This is a genomic window from Kitasatospora sp. NPDC059327, assembly GCF_042752535.1.
Lineage (GTDB): Bacteria > Actinomycetota > Actinomycetes > Streptomycetales > Streptomycetaceae > Kitasatospora.
Genome location: NZ_JBHYYB010000082.1, coordinates 23,688 through 41,384 on the forward strand (window position 1 = coordinate 23,688; position 17,697 = coordinate 41,384).

Annotated in this window: 15 protein-coding genes; 12 read left to right on the forward strand and 3 right to left on the reverse strand. The window is 73.9% G+C overall.

The window, feature by feature from the left end:
* Nucleotides 1-7: 7 nt before the first annotated feature.
* Complete coding sequence (locus tag ACFXHB_RS34220; RefSeq protein ID WP_380579052.1) at nucleotides 8-1,681, reverse strand: serine/threonine-protein kinase; 1,674 nt, start codon at nucleotides 1,679-1,681, stop codon at nucleotides 8-10.
* A gap of 193 nt (nucleotides 1,682-1,874) precedes the next feature.
* Here ACFXHB_RS34220 and ACFXHB_RS34225 point away from each other — a divergent pair, with 193 nt between their 5' ends.
* From ACFXHB_RS34225 to ACFXHB_RS34235, 3 genes are all read left to right on the forward strand, one after another.
* Nucleotides 1,875-2,429 (forward strand): TetR/AcrR family transcriptional regulator, encoded by a 555-nt coding sequence (locus ACFXHB_RS34225; RefSeq protein ID WP_380579080.1) that lies wholly within the window; start codon nucleotides 1,875-1,877, stop codon nucleotides 2,427-2,429.
* Nucleotides 2,430-2,755: 326 nt separating this feature from the next.
* Nucleotides 2,756-3,874 carry an agmatine/peptidylarginine deiminase gene (locus ACFXHB_RS34230; protein WP_380579054.1) on the forward strand — a complete coding sequence of 373 codons (1,119 nt, stop codon included), beginning with the start codon at nucleotides 2,756-2,758 and terminating at the stop codon, nucleotides 3,872-3,874.
* 93 nt (nucleotides 3,875-3,967) lie between these two features.
* Nucleotides 3,968-5,200 (forward strand): agmatine/peptidylarginine deiminase, encoded by a 1,233-nt coding sequence (locus ACFXHB_RS34235; protein WP_380579056.1) that lies wholly within the window; start codon nucleotides 3,968-3,970, stop codon nucleotides 5,198-5,200.
* Nucleotides 5,201-5,425: 225 nt separating this feature from the next.
* On the opposite strand, the gene ACFXHB_RS34240 is transcribed toward ACFXHB_RS34235, so the two are convergent.
* Nucleotides 5,426-6,013 carry a TetR/AcrR family transcriptional regulator gene (locus tag ACFXHB_RS34240; protein WP_380579058.1) on the reverse strand — a complete coding sequence of 196 codons (588 nt, stop codon included), beginning with the start codon at nucleotides 6,011-6,013 and terminating at the stop codon, nucleotides 5,426-5,428.
* Between the two features lie 258 nt (nucleotides 6,014-6,271).
* On the opposite strand from ACFXHB_RS34240, the gene ACFXHB_RS34245 reads away from it, so the two are divergent.
* The 8 genes from ACFXHB_RS34245 to ACFXHB_RS34280 all read left to right on the forward strand — a co-directional run bounded on the left by ACFXHB_RS34245 (nucleotide 6,272) and on the right by ACFXHB_RS34280 (nucleotide 15,482).
* Nucleotides 6,272-7,435 carry an agmatine deiminase family protein gene (locus ACFXHB_RS34245; protein WP_380579060.1) on the forward strand — a complete coding sequence of 388 codons (1,164 nt, stop codon included), beginning with the start codon at nucleotides 6,272-6,274 and terminating at the stop codon, nucleotides 7,433-7,435.
* Between the two features lie 130 nt (nucleotides 7,436-7,565).
* Nucleotides 7,566-8,576 carry an agmatine/peptidylarginine deiminase gene (locus tag ACFXHB_RS34250; RefSeq protein WP_380579062.1) on the forward strand — a complete coding sequence of 337 codons (1,011 nt, stop codon included), beginning with the start codon at nucleotides 7,566-7,568 and terminating at the stop codon, nucleotides 8,574-8,576.
* Nucleotides 8,577-8,691: 115 nt separating this feature from the next.
* Nucleotides 8,692-10,368: an ABC transporter substrate-binding protein gene (locus tag ACFXHB_RS34255; protein WP_380579064.1), complete on the forward strand. Its 1,677-nt coding sequence runs from the start codon at nucleotides 8,692-8,694 to the stop codon at nucleotides 10,366-10,368.
* Entirely contained in the window at nucleotides 10,365-11,324 is a 960-nt protein-coding gene (locus ACFXHB_RS34260) for an ABC transporter permease (RefSeq protein WP_380579066.1), read from the forward strand. The genes ACFXHB_RS34255 and ACFXHB_RS34260 overlap by 4 nt, the downstream gene beginning before the upstream one ends.
* Complete coding sequence (locus ACFXHB_RS34265; RefSeq protein WP_380579068.1) at nucleotides 11,321-12,175, forward strand: ABC transporter permease; 855 nt, start codon at nucleotides 11,321-11,323, stop codon at nucleotides 12,173-12,175. Before ACFXHB_RS34260 ends, ACFXHB_RS34265 begins: the two co-directional genes overlap by 4 nt.
* Nucleotides 12,172-13,149 (forward strand): ABC transporter ATP-binding protein, encoded by a 978-nt coding sequence (locus ACFXHB_RS34270; RefSeq protein WP_380579070.1) that lies wholly within the window; start codon nucleotides 12,172-12,174, stop codon nucleotides 13,147-13,149. Before ACFXHB_RS34265 ends, ACFXHB_RS34270 begins: the two co-directional genes overlap by 4 nt.
* Nucleotides 13,150-13,192: 43 nt before the next feature.
* Nucleotides 13,193-13,990, forward strand: coding sequence for an ABC transporter ATP-binding protein (locus tag ACFXHB_RS34275; RefSeq protein ID WP_380579072.1), 798 nt, complete (start codon nucleotides 13,193-13,195; stop codon nucleotides 13,988-13,990).
* A 274-nt stretch (nucleotides 13,991-14,264) separates the two neighbouring features.
* Entirely contained in the window at nucleotides 14,265-15,482 is a 1,218-nt protein-coding gene (locus tag ACFXHB_RS34280) for an agmatine deiminase family protein (RefSeq protein WP_380579074.1), read from the forward strand.
* Between the two features lie 14 nt (nucleotides 15,483-15,496).
* Here ACFXHB_RS34280 and ACFXHB_RS34285 read toward each other — a convergent pair whose 3' ends face one another.
* Entirely contained in the window at nucleotides 15,497-16,147 is a 651-nt protein-coding gene (locus ACFXHB_RS34285; RefSeq protein WP_380579076.1) for a TetR/AcrR family transcriptional regulator, read from the reverse strand.
* A gap of 168 nt (nucleotides 16,148-16,315) precedes the next feature.
* Here ACFXHB_RS34285 and ACFXHB_RS34290 point away from each other — a divergent pair, with 168 nt between their 5' ends.
* Nucleotides 16,316-17,542, forward strand: a complete 1,227-nt coding sequence (locus ACFXHB_RS34290) for an agmatine/peptidylarginine deiminase (protein WP_380579078.1) — start codon at nucleotides 16,316-16,318, stop codon at nucleotides 17,540-17,542.
* Nucleotides 17,543-17,697: the final 155 nt, after the last annotated feature.

Sequence of the window (17,697 nt, forward strand, 5' to 3'; positions counted from 1 at the left end):
CGGGGCCTCAGGCGGAGCGGCGGTAGTAGGTGAGGGAGACCCGGACCGGTCCGTCGTCCGGCCCGGTGGCGAGCGGGCGGACGACGGCGACGTCCCGGCCGCCCTTGGCCCGGACGCAGAAGCTGCGCTCCCCCTGCACGGCACCGAAGGGCAGGGCCGCGGCGGGCTGGGTGTCGATGCCCTTGACGCAGTCGGCGAGGGTCAGCGGACCGGTCGGGGAGACATAGGCGTCGCTGTCCTCCGGGATGTAGAACTCACCGGCGTGGCGGCCCAGGTACCAGGTGGAGGTGTCCTGGGCGGCGACCTTCCCGGTCCTCAGGTCGAACTCGTAGGAGTGGTCGGGCGAGGTCAGTTCGAGGCCGGTGTAGACGGCGGTGAAGCCGGGGAGGGTGGTCGGCTGCGGCGGAGCGGTGGGCGTGGCGGCAGCGGACGGCGCGGTCGTCGTCGCGGTCGCGGCGGGCGAGGCCGGCGGGATGCTGCCGGTGGCGGCCACGTTCTGGTCGTCCAGGTCGTCGAAGTACCCGGGGTCGAGCAGGAGGAACGCCCCGGCGGCGCCGACCAGCAGGGCGGCGGTGGTCAGGAGCGCGGTGCGGGCGCCGCGCCGCGCGGTGGTCGGGGCCGCCGGGGCAGCGGCGGGGGCCGGCTGCAGCCGGGTGGGCGGCGGGGCCGGGAGGACCCGGGCGGTCGGGGCCCCGGCCGCCGGGTGGACCGCGGTGCGGATGTCGTCGGGGTCGGTGGCGCCCGGCGCCGGGGTGGTCGGCAGGTCGGTGTGGCGCCGGAGCTCGGTGCTGACCTGCGGGGGCAGCCAGTCGTCGGAGAGCCGGAGCTCGCCGCCGGTGGCCGGGTGGTGGCGGGCGGCCTCGATCAGCCAGGCGGTGTCCGGCCGCTGTTCCGGCTCCTTGGCCAGGCAGAGTCGGACCGCCTCGCGCAGCCCGGAGGGCAGGCCGGAGAGGTCGGGCTCCTCGTGCACCGCCCGGTAGAGCGAGGCCGGTTCGGGGCCGTCGCCGAAGGGCGGGACGCCGGAGCCGACGTAGGCGATCAGGGCGCCCAGGGCGAAGACGTCGGTGGCCGGGGTGGCGGGGAGCCCGAGGACCTGCTCGGGGGCCATGAAGCCGGGCGAGCCGATGCGCAGACCGGTGCCGGTCAGCTGGCCGGCGTCGGCGGCCCGGGCGATGCCGAAGTCGATGACGCGCGGGCCGTCGGCGGCGATCAGGACGTTGCCGGGCTTGAGGTCGCGGTGGACGACGCCCGCGGCGTGGATCACCTGCAGGGCCTCGGCGATGCCGGCCAGGAGCAGGACGGTGGTCCGCTCCGGCAGGGGACCGTGCCGGTGCACGACCTGCTGGAGGGAGGGGCCGGGCACGAAGGTGGTGGCCAGCCAGGGGGCTGCGGCGTCGGTGCCGGCGTCGACCACCTGGGCGGTGTAGAGGCCGTGGATGCGCCGGGCGCTGGCCACCTCCTGGGTGAAGCGGTGCCGGAACTCCGGGTCCTCGGCGAGCTCGGGCCGGACGACCTTGATCGCGACCGGGCGTCCCCCGGGGGTGTAGGCGAGGTAGACGCGGCCCATGCCGCCCGCGCCCAGCCGGGCGCAGAGGCGGTAGCCGCCGACCTCGCGGGGGTCGTCCGGGGAGAGCGCCTGGAACGCCGTGGGCGACGGGGCGCCGAAGGGCTCTGCGGTCATGCTGGCTCCCAGCGGGTCGAGTGAGGGTGGCGGCGCGGGTTCGGTGGGAGGGCCCACGGGCGCGCCGGCGTCCGGAATCGCACCGGATCATAACCCCGACTGTAGTTTCAGTCAGTCTCCCCCCCCGGGGGTGACGACCGGGACAGGCGGCCCGGTAGGATGATCCATCGTGGCTGACCGTCGAACCTTGATCATGGAAGCGGCCGCGCGGGTCATCGCCCGGCGCGGTGTCCGCGGGCTGCGGGTGGAGGAGCTGGCCTCCGAGGCCGGTGTGTCCACCGCGCTGATCTACTACCACTTCAAGGACCGCGCCGGGATCCTCCGCGCGACCCTGGAGTTCATCAACGACCGGGCCGGCCGCTACACCACCGAGCGCGCGCCGGACGCGCCGCCGCTGGACGACCGGGGCGAGCTGGAGCAGACCCTGCTGCTGGAACTCCAGGACACCCCCGAGGTGCGCGAGAACAGTACGGCCTGGGGCGAGTTGCGGGCGAGCGCGGTCTTCGACCCGGAGCTGCGGGAGGACCTGGCCCGGGCGACCCTGGTCTGGGTGCAGGAGGTCGCCGAGCTGCTGGGCAAGGTGCGGCCGATGAACGGGGCCGCCGCGCTGGCCAGTTCCGCCGAGCGGCTGACCGCGCTCATGGAAGGGCTGAGCGTCCGCTGGCTCAGCGGCAGCCTGCCGGTGGAGCACGCGCGTGCCCTGATGACCGGTGCGATCGACATCGAGCTGGAGCGGCTGCGCCGCTGATGTGCCGTGCCGTGCTGCGGTGCGGTGTGCCGCGGCGCGGTACGGTGCCGCTGCGGCCCCGGGTCACTCGTGACCCGGGGCCGTTCGCATCCTGACCCCCGCCGGTCCGCTCCGGCCCCCGGTGGCGACGACCGCCGGGCCCGGTTTCGGCCCCGGGGTGTGCGGGTGTGCGGTCGCGGACGTGCCCGGGTCGACGCGCGCGATGTTGACTGAAATTTCAGTCAGTGCGAGAGTGGAGCCGCGGCGCCCGGGGGAGGACGGTTCGGGGCGTCCATGGGCAAGGCCGCCGGTCACCTGGTGGGCGATACTTGATTCTGGAGATCCTCATGAGCGACACCCGAGGTGATGACCGCTCCCTGTTCGGCCGGCTCTTCGGAGCCCAGCCCCCGCACGGGCCGGTTCCGGACACGGGGTGGTCCCATGACGGCGAGGCCGGGCTGCCCCAGTGGTGGGTGGACCGCGATGACGTCCCGCACGCCCGCACCTGGATGTCCTGGCCGTCCCGCAAGTCCGTCTGGGGCCGGCAGCTGGCCGGTGTCCAGCAGGACATCGCGCTGATCGCGCGGACGATCGCCCGCTTCGAGCCGGTGGTGCTGTGCGCCCCGGACGACTACAGCGTCCGGGAGGCCCAGGGTCTGTGCGGCCCGACCGTCACGGTGACCGACGCCGTCCCGACCGACGACCTCTGGATGCGGGACATCGCCCCGGTGTTCCGGCGCGACGGCCACGGGCGGCTCGACGCCGTCGGGCTCAACTTCAACGGCTGGGGCAACAAGCAGACCCACCGGGACGACGCGGACGCCGCCCGCGGCATCGCCGCCGTGCTCGGGCTCCCCTTCTCCTACGCGGAGTTCGTCGGCGAGGGCGGTTCGGTCGAGACGGACGGCGACGGCACCCTGCTGGCCACCGAGAGCAGCCTGGTCAACAAGAACCGCAACCGGGGCATGAGCCGGGACGAGATCGAGGAGGCCGTGCTGGAGGTGTACGGCGCGGACCGGATGATCTGGGTCCCCGGGATCAAGGGCAAGGACATCACCGACGACCACATCGACGTCACCTCCCGGTTCGTCCGGCCCGGCGTCGTGATGGTGCAGCTGCCCCCGGAGGACCGCCACGACGTCTGGGCCCGGGACGCCCGCGAGCAGTTCGACATCCTCTCCCGGGCCACCGACGCCCGGGGCCGCCGGCTCCAGGTGATCCGGGTGGACGGCCCCGACACGGTCCGCTCGCGCGACCCGAAGTTCGTCGACTCCTACCTCAACTTCCACGTCGTCAACGGCGCCGTGATCGCGACCCAGTTCGGTGACGTGGCCAAGGACGACGCCGCGCGGCGCACGCTCGCGGCGGCCTTTCCCGGCCGCGAGGTCGTCCAGCTCGACGTCGACCGCCTGATGGCGGGGGGCGGCGGCATCCACTGCTCCACGATGCAGGAACCGCTCCCGTAGCGCCTGCTCCCGACTCCCGCCCGCGGGGCGACGCCGGGGCCTCCCGCCCACCCGTCCGCGCGGTCCTCCACCCTCATCCAGCCGGAGTTCCCCATGTCCCAGACCTCCCTCCCGCCCACCCCCGCCCGGAGCGCCCCGTCCCGCCGCACGATGCTGCGCGCCGCGGCCGGCGCGGGCCTGCTCACCCTCGGCGCCGCGGCCTGCGCGCCCTCGGACGGCGCGGACCCGTCGGACCTCGCGGGCGGCGGCGAGCCGCCGGCGCCGGAGTCGTCCGCGCCGCCCGCCGCGGGCGGGACGGGCGCGACGCCCGGCCGCCGGTTCGGCGCGGAGTGGGACAGCCACGCCCGCACCTTCATGTCCTGGCCGGCGTCCACCGGCATCTGGGCCGAGCAACTCCCGGACGTCCGCGCGGACATCGCCCGCCTGGCGCGCGCCGTCGGCGGCTACGAGCCGGTGGTGATGTTCGCCCGCCCCGGGCAGGTGGACGCGGCGCAGAACGCCTGCGGCAAGGACGTCGAGGTCGTCGCGCTGCCCGTCGACGACCTGTGGGCCCGGGACACCGTGCCGGTCTTCGTCGAGGACGGCGGCACCGTGAAGGGCGTCGACTTCAACTTCAGCGGCTGGGGCAACAAGCAGAAGGAACACGCGAACGACACGGCCCTGGCCGCCGCGCTGCTCGGCAAGTACGGGATGGAACGGGTCGGCACGCCGGTGGTCGCGGAGGGCGGTTCCTTCGAGACCGACGGGCAGGGGACGCTGATGGTCACCGAGAGTTCGGTGGTCAACCAGCGCCGCAACCCGGGCAAGAGCCGGGACGAGATCGAGGCCGAGCTCAAGAAGGCCCTCGGTGTGACGAAGGTGATCTGGTTCGCCGGCGTGCGCGACCAGGACATCACCGACGCCCACGTGGACTGCCTGGTGCGCTTCGCCGCCCCCGGGGTGGTCCTGCTGGACCAGCCGTTCCCCGGCGCGCCCGCCGACGTCTGGTCGCGCTCCGCCGCGCAGGCGCGCGAGGTGCTCAAGGGCGCCACCGACGCCCACGGCAAGCCGCTGCGGGTGATCGACCTGCCGCAGCCCGACCCGGACCGGATCACCGGGCGCGGCGACGCCTTCGTCTCCTCGTACATCAACTTCTACGTCGCCAACAAGTCGCTGTTCCTGCCGCGCTTCGGCGACGCCAAGGCCGACGACCGGGCCCAGCAGATCCTGCGGGACCACTTCCCCGGCCGCGACATCGTCCCGGTGAAGATCGACAACATCGCCTCCGGCGGCGGGGGGATCCACTGCTCCACCCACGACCAGCCCGGCAAGCCCGCCGAGGGCTGATCCCCGTCGGTCCGGCGCGCCCGTCGCCCCTGCCGGCCCCGAGCCGTACGGCTCGGGGCTTCGGCGTACCGGTGAGCCGCCGGGACCGACGCTCAGGCGGCCTTCACGGCGGCGTCGCCCGGACGACGGGGCCGGGGCCCGCGCGGCGCGTCCAGGGCCCGGCCGGGGGCGCGGCGGGGGAGGAGCACGGGTGGCTCCCCCGCCCGACCGAAAGGTCAGCCCGCCTCAGCGGAGGGCCGGCCGGCAGTCCGCGAGCTCCGCGTCGACCGCCTCGCCGAGCAGTCTGCGGGCGTGGTCGAGCGGCAGCGAGCCGCTCAGCCAGCGGATGCTGAGCCCCTCCAGCAGGGCCGTGAGGCGCTCGGCCGACGCGGCGTGGGCGGGCGCGGTGCCGGCGGGGTGGACCCGGCCGAGCAGTTCGGCGATCTCGTGCACCCAGGTGTGGGTGGCTCGGGCGAGGTCGTCGCGCAGGCTCGACTCGAAGACCGCGCTCGCTCTCAACTCGCCCCAGGCGGTGCTGTTCTCGCGTACCTCGGCGGAGTTCTGGAGCTCCAGCAGCAGGGCCTGCTCCAACTCGGCCCGCGGCCCCCGGGCGGCGTCGTCGGGGTCGGGCTCCGCGGTGTAGCGGTCGGCCCGTTCGCCGATGAACGCCAGGGTCTCGCGCAGGATTCCGGCGCGGTCGGTGAAGTGGTAGTAGATCAGCGCGGTCGAGACGCCGGCCTCGGTCGCCAGCTCCCCCACCCGCAGCCCGCGTACGCCGCGCCGCGCGATGACGCGGGTGGCGGCTTTGACGATCTCTGTTCGACGGTCTGACACGGGGGCTCACTCTACTCGCAGGGACCGGTTTTCGGGGCCGAATCCTGATCGTATCTTCAGGATGTGGATCGCGGGCGGTGCTGCGTCCCCGGGGTGGGCTCCGGGCCGGGCGGTGATTCGGTGCGTCCGCGCACGGAGCTGCACTTTCGGGCGTGCCGCGAACTGGGTGCAGGTGCTTGGCACCGAAATATTGACTGAACTTTCAGTTCGGTCCAGGATGTGGTCACCCCTCACCTCCCGATCCCTCCAGGGAGCCCCATGAACACCCCTTCCTCCACCCGTCGCGGCCTGCTCAAGTTCGGCGCGGCGGCGCTGCCACTGGCGGCCCTCGGTGTCGCGCTCCCGGCGAGCGCCCGCGCCGCCACCGCGGCGCCGGCCGGCTCCGTGCTGCGGATGCCGGCGGAGACCGACCGGCACACCCGGACCTTCATGGCCTGGCCCGCGCTGTCCTCGGTCTGGCAGAACAAGCTGTCCGCCGTCCGCCGGAACATCGCCGACGTCGCCTACGCGATCTCCCGGTTCGAGCCGGTCGTGATGCTGGCCCGCCCCGGACAGGCCGCCGACGCCCGGTACTACTGCGGCTCCGGCGCCTACTACCCGATCGAGGTCCTGGAGGTCGCCAACGACGACCTGTGGATCCGCGACTTCGGGCCCACCTTCGTCGTGGCCCCCGGCGCGATCGCCGGTGTCGACACCAACTTCAACGGCTGGGGCAAGACCGGCACGGACTACTACCAGCCGTTCGCCAACGACGCCCGGGCGGCCACCACTCTCCTGCGCGAGTACGGCGTCGACCGGATCCGGGCCCCGTTCGTCGGCGAGGGCGGCTCGCTGGAGACCGACGGCCAGGGCACCCTGCTGGCCACCGTCAGCTCGCTGGTCAACCCCAACCGCAACCCGGGCATGTCCCAGCAGGACGTCGAGCAGGCCCTGCGGACCTCGCTGGGGATCGACAAGGTCATCTGGGTCCCCGGCCTGGCCGGGCAGGACATCACCGACTGCCACATCGACTGCCTGGCCCGCTTCACCTCCCCCGGCCAGGTCCTGCTGGACCAGCCCGGCCCGGGCGTCGACCCCCGGTGGGCCGCCGTCTACGAGGAGGCCAAGCGGGTGCTGCGGAGCGCCACGGACGCCCGGGGCCGGCGCCTGCAGATCACCGAACTCCCCGGGCCGGACCGCACCGCGATCCGCGGCCGGGGCAAGGACTTCCTGTCCAGCTACACCAACTACTACACCGTCAACGGCGCCGTCCTCGTCCCGCAGTTCGGCGACGGCTACGCCGACGGCGTCGCCTACGCGATCCTCCAGGCCAAGTACCCCGACCGCCGGATCGTCCAGGTCGACATCGACGCCGTCGCGAGCGGCGGAGGCGGCATCCACTGCTCCACGCAGTCCCAGCCGGCCGTGCCCGACACCCTCTGAGGCACCCCGCACCCCGCACCCCGCACCTCGCGCCCGGGGCGCCACCCGAGCCCCGGCGGGGGCCACCACCCCGGCTGCCGCCCCGGCACCCACCCACCGACCGAACGTTCGAACAGAGAAGAGTTCCCTCATGAGTTTCCGTATGCCCGCCGAGTGGACCGAGCACGAGGGCTGTCTGATGGCCTGGCCCACCAGGGCCGAGCTCTGGGGCGACGCCCTGGACGAGGCCCGGCGGGAGTACGCCGGGGTCGCCCGGGCGATCTCCGCGTTCGAGCCGGTGACGATGGTCGCCTGCCCCGGCCAGGGCGAGGAGGCGCGGGCCCTGTGCGGCGAGGGCGTCGAGGTCGTGGAGCTGCCGATCGACGACTCCTGGTTCCGCGACTCGGGTCCGATCTTCGTCCTCGGCCCCGGCGGCGAGCGCGCCGGCGTGGACTTCCGCTTCAACGCCTGGGGCGGCAAGCACCACCCCTTCGACACCGACGACCGGATCGCCGGCGCCCTGCTGGAGCGCCTCGGCGTCGAGCGGATCGACTCCCGGATGATCCTGGAGGGCGGGGCGATCACCGTCGACGGCGAGGGCACCCTGATCACCACCGAGCAGTGCCTGCTCCACCCCAACCGCAACCCGGGCATGAGCAAGGCGGAGATCGAGGCCGAGCTGGTGGCCAAGCTCGGTGTCAGCACGGTGATCTGGCTGCCCTACGGCGGTCTGCTGGACACCGAGACCGACGGCCACGTCGACGGCGTCTGCGCCTTCGTGGCCCCCGGCAAGGTGATCGTCCAGCTCCCGAGCGACCCCGGCCACCCCGACTACGAGCGGATGCGCGCGAACCGGGCCGTCCTGGAGGCCGCCGTCGACGCCAAGGGCCGCAAGCTGGAGATCATCGACCTGCCGCAGAGCGCCTTCGTCGACGTCGAGGGCAAGGACACCGAGGTCGGGTACCTCAACTTCTACATCGCCAACGGCGGCGTCGTCGTCCCGGTCGCGGACGTCCCCCAGGACGAGGAGGTCCTCGCCGTGATCGCCGCCGCCCTGCCCGGCCGCAAGGTCGTGGGGGTGCGCTCCCGGGTGATCGCCTACGGCGGCGGCGGCGTGCACTGCATCACCCAGCAGGTGCCGGCGGCCCGCCGGGCCGGCTGAGCCGCCCGCGCGTTCCCGCGTCACCGGACCGGCGGGCCCGCACCCCACCCGCGCACGGGCCCGCCGGTCCGGCACCCCCTCGCCACCCCCGTCCCGCACGGAAGAGAGCTCCCTCATGCCAGACCCCCAGGACAGGCCCGGGACCAGCAGAACCCCGCGCCGCCGATCCGCCTTCCCGGTCGCGGCCCTCGCCGCCGCCACCTTCGCCACCTTCACGCTCGCCACCGCCTGCGCGGGCCCGCCGAAGGACGGCGGCAGCGACAGCGCGACGGCCTACCGGCTGTCCGCCGGCACCCCGCCCGCCCAGGGCGGTCTGGACTCCTTCACCTGGGCCGTCTACGCCGAGCCGCCCACGCTGGACTACGTCTCCGCCTTCGACTACCCGCAGAACACCGTGCTCTCCAACGTCTGCGAGAGCCTGATGCGGTGGACCCCGCAGCTCACCCTGGCCCCCGGGCTCGCGGAGAAGGCCACCAGCCCCGACCCCACCACCTGGGTCTACGACCTGCGCCCGAACGTGCGCTTCCACGACGGCAACGTGATGACCGCCGACGACGTGGTGTACAGCCTCGGCCGGCAGATGAACCCCGACAACGCGGCCGCCTGGGCCCAGCAGTTCCAGAACGTCAGCACCGTCACCAAGACCGGCCCGCTCCAGGTCACCGTCAAACTCACCCAGCCCGACTCGCAGTTCAACCAGTACATGGCCACCGCCGCGGGCGTGGTCGCCTCGAAGGCGGGGATCGAGGCGGCGGGCAAGGACTACGGCACCGGCGGCGGCCTCGCCTGCACCGGGCCGTTCAAGCTCGGCAGCTGGACCAAGGGCCAGTCGATCGAGCTCCAGCGCTTCGACGACTACTGGGGGACCAAGGCCAAGTCGGCCAAGGCCGTCTTCCGCTTCCTCACCGACCCCTCGGCCCGCGTCAACGCGATGCTCAGCGGCGAGGCCGACGGCGGCTACCTGATCCCCACCGAGAGCTACGAGCGGCTGCGCACCGGCGGCTCCGGCACCCTCTACTTCGGCGAGGGCCTCAGCACCGTCAACGTCAACGTCACCAACATGCAGGGCGCGCTCGGCGACGTCCGGGTCCGCAAGGCGCTCTCGCTCGCCCTGGACCGCTCCGGCTTCGTCCGCACCGGCCTCGGCGGGGCCGGCAGCGTCACCGGCTCGCTGACCACCCGGGCCGCCTGGGCGGCCGCCCCCGAGCACCTGCGCTCCGAGGCGTTCGAGGGGCTGACCCCGACCACCCCCGACCTCGACCAGGCCAAGGCGCTGATCAAGGAGGCCGGCGCCACCGGGAAGACCCTCACCGTCGCCACCAGCCCGATCGGCCAGGACGTCTCGCTGCTCGCCACCGCCGTCCAGGCGGCGGGCGCGAAGATCGGTCTCGACATCCGGCTGAAGACGATCGCCCCGAACGCCTTCACCGCGCTGTTCACCGACCCGAAGGCCCGGGAGGGCATCGACCTGTTCCCGGAGACGTACTACGACTCCATCACCGACCCGCTGGACCTGCTGTCCAACTTCCGGACCGGCGCCTACCAGAACTTCGCCTCCTACAGCGACCCCGGCTACGACGACCTGGTCGCGAAGGCCGCGGCCGCCACCGACTCCACCGAGCGGTTCACCCTGGCGGCCCAGCTCCAGAAGAGCGCCTCAGAGAAGCTGCTCTGGATACCCGTCGCCGAGTGGCCCACCGCGCTGTTCATGAACAAGCGGATCACCGGCGCGCCCACCACCATCTCCTACCTCTACTACCCGTGGGCGGCCGATGTGGGGGCGGCCCGGTGAGTTTCCTGAGATTCGCCGCCAGACGGCTGGCCGAGATGGCCGCCACCCTGGCCGCCGCCTCATTCGTGATCTTCGGGGCGATGTACCTCGCGCCGGGCAGCCCGGCGAGCTTCCTGCTCGCCGGCCGCTCGGCCTCCCCGGAGGCCCTGGCCACCGTCAACGCCCAGTACCACCTGGACGACCCGTTCCTGCTGCAGTACCTGCGCTGGGCCGGGCAGATCCTGCACGGGGACTTCGGGCGCTCGATCACCTACCGCACCGACGTCTCCCGGCTGCTCGCCGACCGGCTGCCCGCCACCCTGCTGCTGGTCGTGATGGCGCTGGTCCTCGTCGTCGCCCTCGGTCTGCTGCTCGGCTGGATCGGCGCCGTCCGGGGCGGCCGCACCGACTCGACGATCCTGGTCACCACCACCGTCGCGGTCGGCACCCCGTCCTTCGTCGCGGCCGTCCTGCTGCAGGGCCTCTTCGCGGTGAACCTGGGCTGGTTCCCCACCGGCGGAACCGGTGACGGCCTCGGGTCGATGCTCTGGCACCTGACGCTGCCCGCCCTCGCCCTGGCGCTCTACCTGATCGGCATGCTGGCCCGGGTCACCCGGGCCGCGATGGTCGACGTGCTCGGCCAGGAGCACGTGACCGTCGCCCGCAGCCGGGGCGTCACCGACCACCACGTGATCCGCCGGCACGTCTTCCGCAACGCCCTGGGCACCGTGCTCACCACCGGCGGGCTGATCGTCTCCACGCTGCTGGTCTGCACCGTGCTGGTGGAGACCGCGTTCAGCGTCGGCGGCATCGGCCAGCTCCTCGAACTGTCCACCACCACCAAGGACTTCCCCACCGTGCAGGCCATCTCCCTGATCATGGTCGGGCTGTTCATGGCGGTGAACCTGGTCGTCGACCTGCTGCACCCGCTGGTCGACCCCCGGGTCACCCTCGGAGCGAGAGAGGCCACCGGATGAGCGTCACCCTGCCCCGCCGGCCCGGCCTCGGCCGGCTGCGCACCGCCCGCGCACCGCTCCAGCTGCTCTGCCTCGGCTTCGTCGCCCTGGTCGTGCTGGCCGCCGTCCTCGCACCGTGGATCGCCCCCGCCGACCCGAACGCCGTCGACCTCGGCAACGCCCTCGCCGGACCGTCCGCCGACCACCTGCTCGGCGTCGACGCCTCCGGGCGGGACACCCTCGCCCGCCTGGTCACCGGCGCCCGGACCTCCCTGCTCGGGCCGCTCGGCGTGGTCGCCTTCTCCACCCTGGCCGGCGTGGCCGTCGGCACCGCCGCCGCCTGGCGCGGAGGCTGGCTGGACTCGGTGCTCTCCCGCAGCACCGAACTGGTCTTCGCCTTCCCGGGGATGCTGCTGGCGATCCTGATCGTCTCCGTCTACGGCGAAGGACTGATCGCCCCGGTCCTCGCGCTCGCCGTCGCCTACCTGCCCTACGTCAGCCGGCTCACCCGCTCGCTGGTCCTCGCCGAGCGGTCCCGCCCCTACGTGGAGGCCTACCGGGTCCAGGGCCACTCGGGCCCGCAGATCTGCCTGCGCCACGTCATCCCCGGCATCGCCCCGGTCGTCCTCGCGCAGTCCACCATCAACTTCGGCTACGCCCTGATCGACCTGGCCGGCCTCTCGTTCCTCGGGCTCGGCGTCCCCGCGCTCACCCCCGACTGGGGCCGGATGGTCTTCGACGGCCAGTCCGCCGTCCAGCACGGCTACCCGCTCTCGGCGATCCTGCCCTGCGTCGCGATCGTGCTGACGGTCGTCGCCTTCAACGTCGTCGGTGAGCGCTGGGCCGACCAGGTCGCCAGGAGGGACCGATGACCACTCTCGACATCCGGGGCTACCGCCTGCGCCTGCCCCGCACCGCCCGGCCCGTCCTCGCCGGCGTCGACCTCACCGTGGACGCCCGCGAGACGGTCGCCCTGGTCGGCGAGTCCGGCTCCGGGAAGAGCCTCACCTCACGCAGCGTCCTCGGCCTGCTCCCCGACGGAGCCGTCACCGAGGGCACGGTGCGGGTCAACGGTGACGACGTCCTCACCATGACGCCCGAGCAGGTGCGCCGGCTGCGCACCGGCACGGCCGCGATGATCTTCCAGGACCCGCGGGCCGCCATCAACCCGCTGCGCCGCCTCGGCGACTTCCTCACCGAGAGCGTGCGCCTCAGCGGCCGGCTGCCGGCCGAGGCCGCGACCGCACGGGCCGTCGAGATGCTGGACGCGGTCGGCCTGCCCGCCGCCGTCCTGGACCGCTACCCGGGACAGGTGTCCGGCGGCATGCTCCAACGGGTCATGATCGCGGCCGCCCTGATGGGCGATCCCGCGCTGCTCCTCGCCGACGAGCCCACCACCGCCCTGGACGTCACCTCCCAGGCCGAGGTGGTCGCGCTCCTGGGCGACCTCCAGGAGCGCTTCGGCACCGGCCTGCTCTTCGTCACCCACGACCTGGGGCTCGCCGCCGCCATCAGCGACCGCGTCTACGTGATGTACGCCGGCCGGATCGTCGAGACCGGCCCCGCCGAGGCCCTGTTCGACCGCCCCCGGCACCCCTACACGACCGCGCTGCTCGCCTCGACGCCGCGCCTGGACGCCCCCCGGGGCAGGCTCGCCGCCATCGAGGGCCGGCCACCGAGCCTGCGCGACGAGCTGACCGGCTGCCCGTTCGCGCCGCGCTGCCCGCTCGCGACGGAGCTGTGTACCCACGAGGTGCCCGAGCTGCTGCCGGTCGGCGCCGAGCCGGCCCGCCGCACCGCCTGCCACCACAGCGACCGGACGGGGGAGGGGAGCGCCGATGCGTAGCCCGGACCTGGGGGCCGCGGCCCGTTCGAAGGGAGTGCCGCCGATGCGCCGGACCGTCCTGGAGGCGGTCGGCCTGCACCGCGCCTACGGCAGCGTGCAGGCCGTCGACAACGTCTCTTTCACCCTGCCGGAGGGCGGCTCGCTGGGCATCGTCGGCGAGTCCGGCTCCGGCAAGACGACCACCGCCCGGATCGTCGTCGGGCTGGAACGCTCCGACTCCGGCCGGGTCCTGGTCCACCGCCGGGACCGCACCGAGCAGCGGCGCGGCCGGGCCCACCGGCTCGCCCGGGCCCGCGAGGTCCAGATGGTCTTCCAGGACCCGTACCTGTCCCTGGACCCGCGCACCACCGTCGGCGCCGTGCTGCGGGAGACCCTGCGGCTGCACTTCCCCGACCGGGACCACGACGGCCGGATCGCCGAACTCCTGGAGCAGGTCGGCCTCGGCGAGCGGGAGGCCGGCGCGCTGCCCCGGCAGCTCTCCGGCGGCCAGCGCCAGCGCGTCGCGATCGCCCGGGCGCTGGCGGTCGAGCCGGCCGTCCTGGTCCTCGACGAGGCGGTGGCCGCGCTCGACGTGTCCGTCCAGGCCCAGATCCTCAACCTGCTCGCGGACATCCGGGAGGCGACCGGCATCGGCTACCTGTTCATCACCCACGACCTCGGCGTCGTGCGGTCGGTGACCGACGACGTCATCGTGATGCGGCACGGGAAGGTCGTCGAGTCCGGCCGGACCGCCGAGGTCCTGGCCCGGCCCCGGCACCCCTACACCCGGCTGCTGCTGGACTCCGTGCCCAGGCCCGGCTGGGACCCGCGGTCCATCGCGGCCGCCCGCCGCGCCCTGTAGCGGCGGGCCCCCGTACCCGGGTCCGGATCGTCGACGCCCCCACGGCGGCGGTCCGGACCCGTTCCGCTCGTCCACCGGTGTGCTCCGGCCCGCTGTGTCTTCGGCTTGCTTCTCCCGCCCGTCGCCTGTCGCCCGCCGCCTGGGGCCCGCCGCCTCCCGCCCGCGCCGATTCGCCCGATCGGCGGCGCGCGGGCTCACCGGTGCTCCCGCCGGTCGCCTCTACTGTCGGATATCGCCCGTTTCAGGTGCATCCGGATGAACCAGGGGAGCTGCTGTGACACATCCCTTCCTGTCCCGTCGGGCCGTGCTGCGCTCGGGGGCGGCGGCCGCCGCGCTCGCGCTGCTGGAGGGCTGCGGCTCCGACGCCGCGTCGTCCGGCGGGGACGCACCCTCCTCCCCGGCGAGCGCGGGCACGGCCGCGACCGGGGGCGCGAGCGCGGCGGCCACGGCGGCCCCGGCCTCGTACGCCATGCCGGCCGAGTCGCGCCCGCACACCAGGACCTTCATGGCCTGGCCCGCCCTCGAAGAGGTGTGGGGCGGCCAACTGCCCGCCGTCCGCCAGGACATCGCGCACGTGGCGCAGGCCGTCGCCCGCTTCGAGCCGGTGGTGCTGATGGCCCGCCCGGACCAGAGCGCCCAGGCCCGGCAACTGTGCGGCTCCACCGTGGAGGTGATCGACCTCCCGGTGGACGACCTGTGGGCCCGGGACACCGGACCGACCTTCGTCACCGGGTCGGCCGGCCTGGCCGGCGTCGACCTCAACTTCAACGGCTGGGGGAACAAGCAGACCCACGCCGAGGACAGCCAGGTCGCCCGCAGACTCCTCGACCACTACGGAATCCGGCGGGTCCAGGCGCCGATCACCGGCGAGGGCGGCGGGATCGAGGTGGACGGCGAGGGCACCCTGATGGCCACCGAGAGCTCCTGGGTCAACGAGAACCGCAACCCCGGGAAGAGCCGCGACCAGATCGAGGCCGCGATGAAGGAGCTGTTCGGCGTCCGGAAGGTGATCTGGTTCGCCGGCGTGGCCGGGCAGGACATCACCGACTGCCACATCGACGCCCTGGCCAGATTCGCCGAGCCCGGTGTGGTCGTCATCCACCGGCCGGGCCCGGACACCCCGCCGGACATCTGGTCCCGCGCCTCCGACCAGGCCCTGGAGGTGCTCCACGCGACCACCGACGCGATGGGGCGGACGCTGCGGATCGTGGATCTCACCGAGCCCGACCTGAGCGCCGTCCCCGACCCGGGCAAGGACTTCCTGGCCACCTACCTCAACTACTACGTGGTCAACGGCGCCGTCATCATGCCCCGGTTCGGCGACCAGGCCTCCGACGACCGCGCGGCGGGCATCCTCGCCGACCTCCACCCCGGGCGCGAGATCGTACCGGTGAGCATCAACGCCATCGCCGCCGGCGGCGGGGGCATCCACTGCTCCACCCAGCAGCAGCCCGAGGCCGCCGCGGCGGCCTCCTCCGCGGGGGCGTCCTGATAGCGCGGCGGGCGCTACGCCGCGCCGGCGGCGAGCCCGAGGACGAGCGCCCGCATCACCGGCGCGGCGTCGATCCGGGCGCCCAGGGACTGGAACGCGGCCAGCCCGTCCGTCCCGGCCGCCGCCGCCTCGCCCAGCGGCACGGGATCGAACCCGCCACCGCGCTCGTCCGCCAGGACCTGGAACAGCGTGACGAAGCACGCCCGCCACCGCCGGTACTCCGCCTCCAGGCTCTCCCGCACCCGCTCGTCGCCGGCGGCGAACCAGTGCAGGGCGGAGTGCAGCCGGGACAGGTCGCCGGCCTCCGGCTGGGCCAGCATCCCGACGACCCGCTCGGCCCGTTCGGCGAAGGTCCCCGGGCCGGCGACCGCCTCCTCCAGGGGGGTGATCCACTCCGGCCTGATGCTCTCCACCACCGCGACGATCAGGTCGGTGCGGTTCTGGAAGTGGTAGTGGCACATGCCGTGTGTCACCCCGCCGAGAGCGGCCACGTTGCGGGTGGTGAACGGGACCGAGCCGTCCCCGGCGAGCAGGTCGCGCGCGGCGGCGAGCAGACGCGCCCGGGTCTGCTCGCCCTTCGCCGAGGCGCGCGGGCGCTTGGCGCCGGCCGCCGGTCCCCCGGGGGGCGGGTCGACGGGGTGGTGATCCTCAGCGCGCGTAGCCATCCGGAAACTCTAGCGAGCCCGGGCGGGTGACGAGGCGTCGGTGGCATCGGGGGCGGCGGGGTCGGGCGGACCGGCTCTGCCAAAACTCTTGACCGAGCGCTTGGTCAGTTTTACCGTCATGGCCATCACGTGGAAGCACCACGGACAGTCAGAAGAGGAGGCCGAGAGATGAACGGTCACAGCGAACCGCCCGTCTCGTCCGGCAGAGGGCCGGCCGCGTTGGGGCGAAGGAAGTTCCTGGCGGCGGCCGGGCTGGTCACGGCGGGCACCGCCCTGGCGAGCACCGGGCGCGCCGCCGCGGCCGCCCCGGCCGGACGCGCGCCGGCCGGTCGGGTCGCGGCCGCCGGCACCTTCGCCGTCCCGATCGACACGGTCACCCACACCCGGACCTGGATGGCCTGGCCGGACGACGCGACCATCTGGACCGGCCGCCGCGGCGGTCGCCGGGGCGGCACCACGCCCTCCCTCGCCCAGATCCAGGCCAACATCGCGCTCGTCGTCAACACCATCGCCAAGTACGAGCCGGTCTACCTGTGCGCCAACCCGGCGGCCGCCGCGGCCGCCCGGCGGGCCTGCCCGGGCGGCAACGTCACCGTGCTCACCACCATCCCGGTCAACGACTGCTGGATGCGGGACTCCGGCCCGGTCTTCCGCACCGACGGACTCGGCGGCCTGGACGCGGTCGGCCTCAACTTCAACGGCTGGGGCGGCAACCAGACCTACACCAACGACGGCAAGGTGGCCGCCCGGGTCGCCGCCTACGTCGGGGTGCCGTTCACCGCCGCCGCCCTGGTCGGCGAGGGCGGCGCCATCGAGACCGACGGCGCGGGCACCCTGATGGCCACCAGGAGCAGCATCCTCGTCTCCAACCGCAACCCGGGGATGACCCAGACCCAGGCCGAGAACGCGATGAAGGCCGCGTACGGAGCCTCCAAGGTCATCTGGTTCACCGGTGTCGCCGGCCAGGACATCACCGGCGACCACGTCGACGCCACCTCGCGCTTCCTGGCTCCGGGCAAGGGTCTGGTCCAGCAGCCGAACGCCACCGACGACCCGTCGGACGTCTGGACCAAGGACGAGATCAACCAGTACAACGTGCTGTCCTCGGCGACCGACGCCCGCGGCGTCCGGGTCCAGGCCACCAAGCTCGGCGGCCCCGACTACTACACGATCCGGCAGAGCGATCCCGCTTTCGTCGGCTCCTACGCCAACTACTACGTCTGCAACGGCGCGGTGATCGCCGCCCAGTTCGGGGACTCCCGGGCGGACGCCGCGGCGAAGGCGAAGCTCCAGTCGCTCTTCCCGGGCCGGGTCGTCGAGCAGCTGAACATCGACTACATCGGCCTCGGCGGCGGTGGCATCCACTGCGTCACCCAGCCGCAACCCGTCCCGTAGGGCCGGGTCGCACCGACCCCCTGCCCCGGGCGCCGTGACCGGGGCAGGGGCAGGGGCAGGGGCCGGTGGGCCGGACCTAGCGGTCCGGCCGGGGCCCGGCGCCGGCCGCCGCCGCTCCGCCGGGAGCCGTCGGCGCGGCGCCGTCCCGCTGGATC

What these genes read in the sequence shown, in the direction of transcription:
- ACFXHB_RS34220 (WP_380579052.1), bottom strand. Translation starts at nt 1,681, where the DNA reads ATGACCGCAGAGCCCTTCGGCGCCCCGTCGCCCACGGCGTTCCAGGCG.
- ACFXHB_RS34225 (WP_380579080.1), top strand. Translation starts at nt 1,875, where the DNA reads ATGGAAGCGGCCGCGCGGGTCATCGCCCGGCGCGGTGTCCGCGGGCTG.
- ACFXHB_RS34230 (WP_380579054.1), top strand. Translation starts at nt 2,756, where the DNA reads ATGAGCGACACCCGAGGTGATGACCGCTCCCTGTTCGGCCGGCTCTTC.
- ACFXHB_RS34235 (WP_380579056.1), top strand. Translation starts at nt 3,968, where the DNA reads ATGTCCCAGACCTCCCTCCCGCCCACCCCCGCCCGGAGCGCCCCGTCC.
- ACFXHB_RS34245 (WP_380579060.1), top strand. Translation starts at nt 6,272, where the DNA reads ATGAACACCCCTTCCTCCACCCGTCGCGGCCTGCTCAAGTTCGGCGCG.
- ACFXHB_RS34250 (WP_380579062.1), top strand. Translation starts at nt 7,566, where the DNA reads ATGAGTTTCCGTATGCCCGCCGAGTGGACCGAGCACGAGGGCTGTCTG.
- ACFXHB_RS34255 (WP_380579064.1), top strand. Translation starts at nt 8,692, where the DNA reads ATGCCAGACCCCCAGGACAGGCCCGGGACCAGCAGAACCCCGCGCCGC.
- ACFXHB_RS34265 (WP_380579068.1), top strand. Translation starts at nt 11,321, where the DNA reads ATGAGCGTCACCCTGCCCCGCCGGCCCGGCCTCGGCCGGCTGCGCACC.
- ACFXHB_RS34270 (WP_380579070.1), top strand. Translation starts at nt 12,172, where the DNA reads ATGACCACTCTCGACATCCGGGGCTACCGCCTGCGCCTGCCCCGCACC.
- ACFXHB_RS34275 (WP_380579072.1), top strand. Translation starts at nt 13,193, where the DNA reads ATGCGCCGGACCGTCCTGGAGGCGGTCGGCCTGCACCGCGCCTACGGC.
- ACFXHB_RS34285 (WP_380579076.1), bottom strand. Translation starts at nt 16,147, where the DNA reads ATGGCTACGCGCGCTGAGGATCACCACCCCGTCGACCCGCCCCCCGGG.
- ACFXHB_RS34290 (WP_380579078.1), top strand. Translation starts at nt 16,316, where the DNA reads ATGAACGGTCACAGCGAACCGCCCGTCTCGTCCGGCAGAGGGCCGGCC.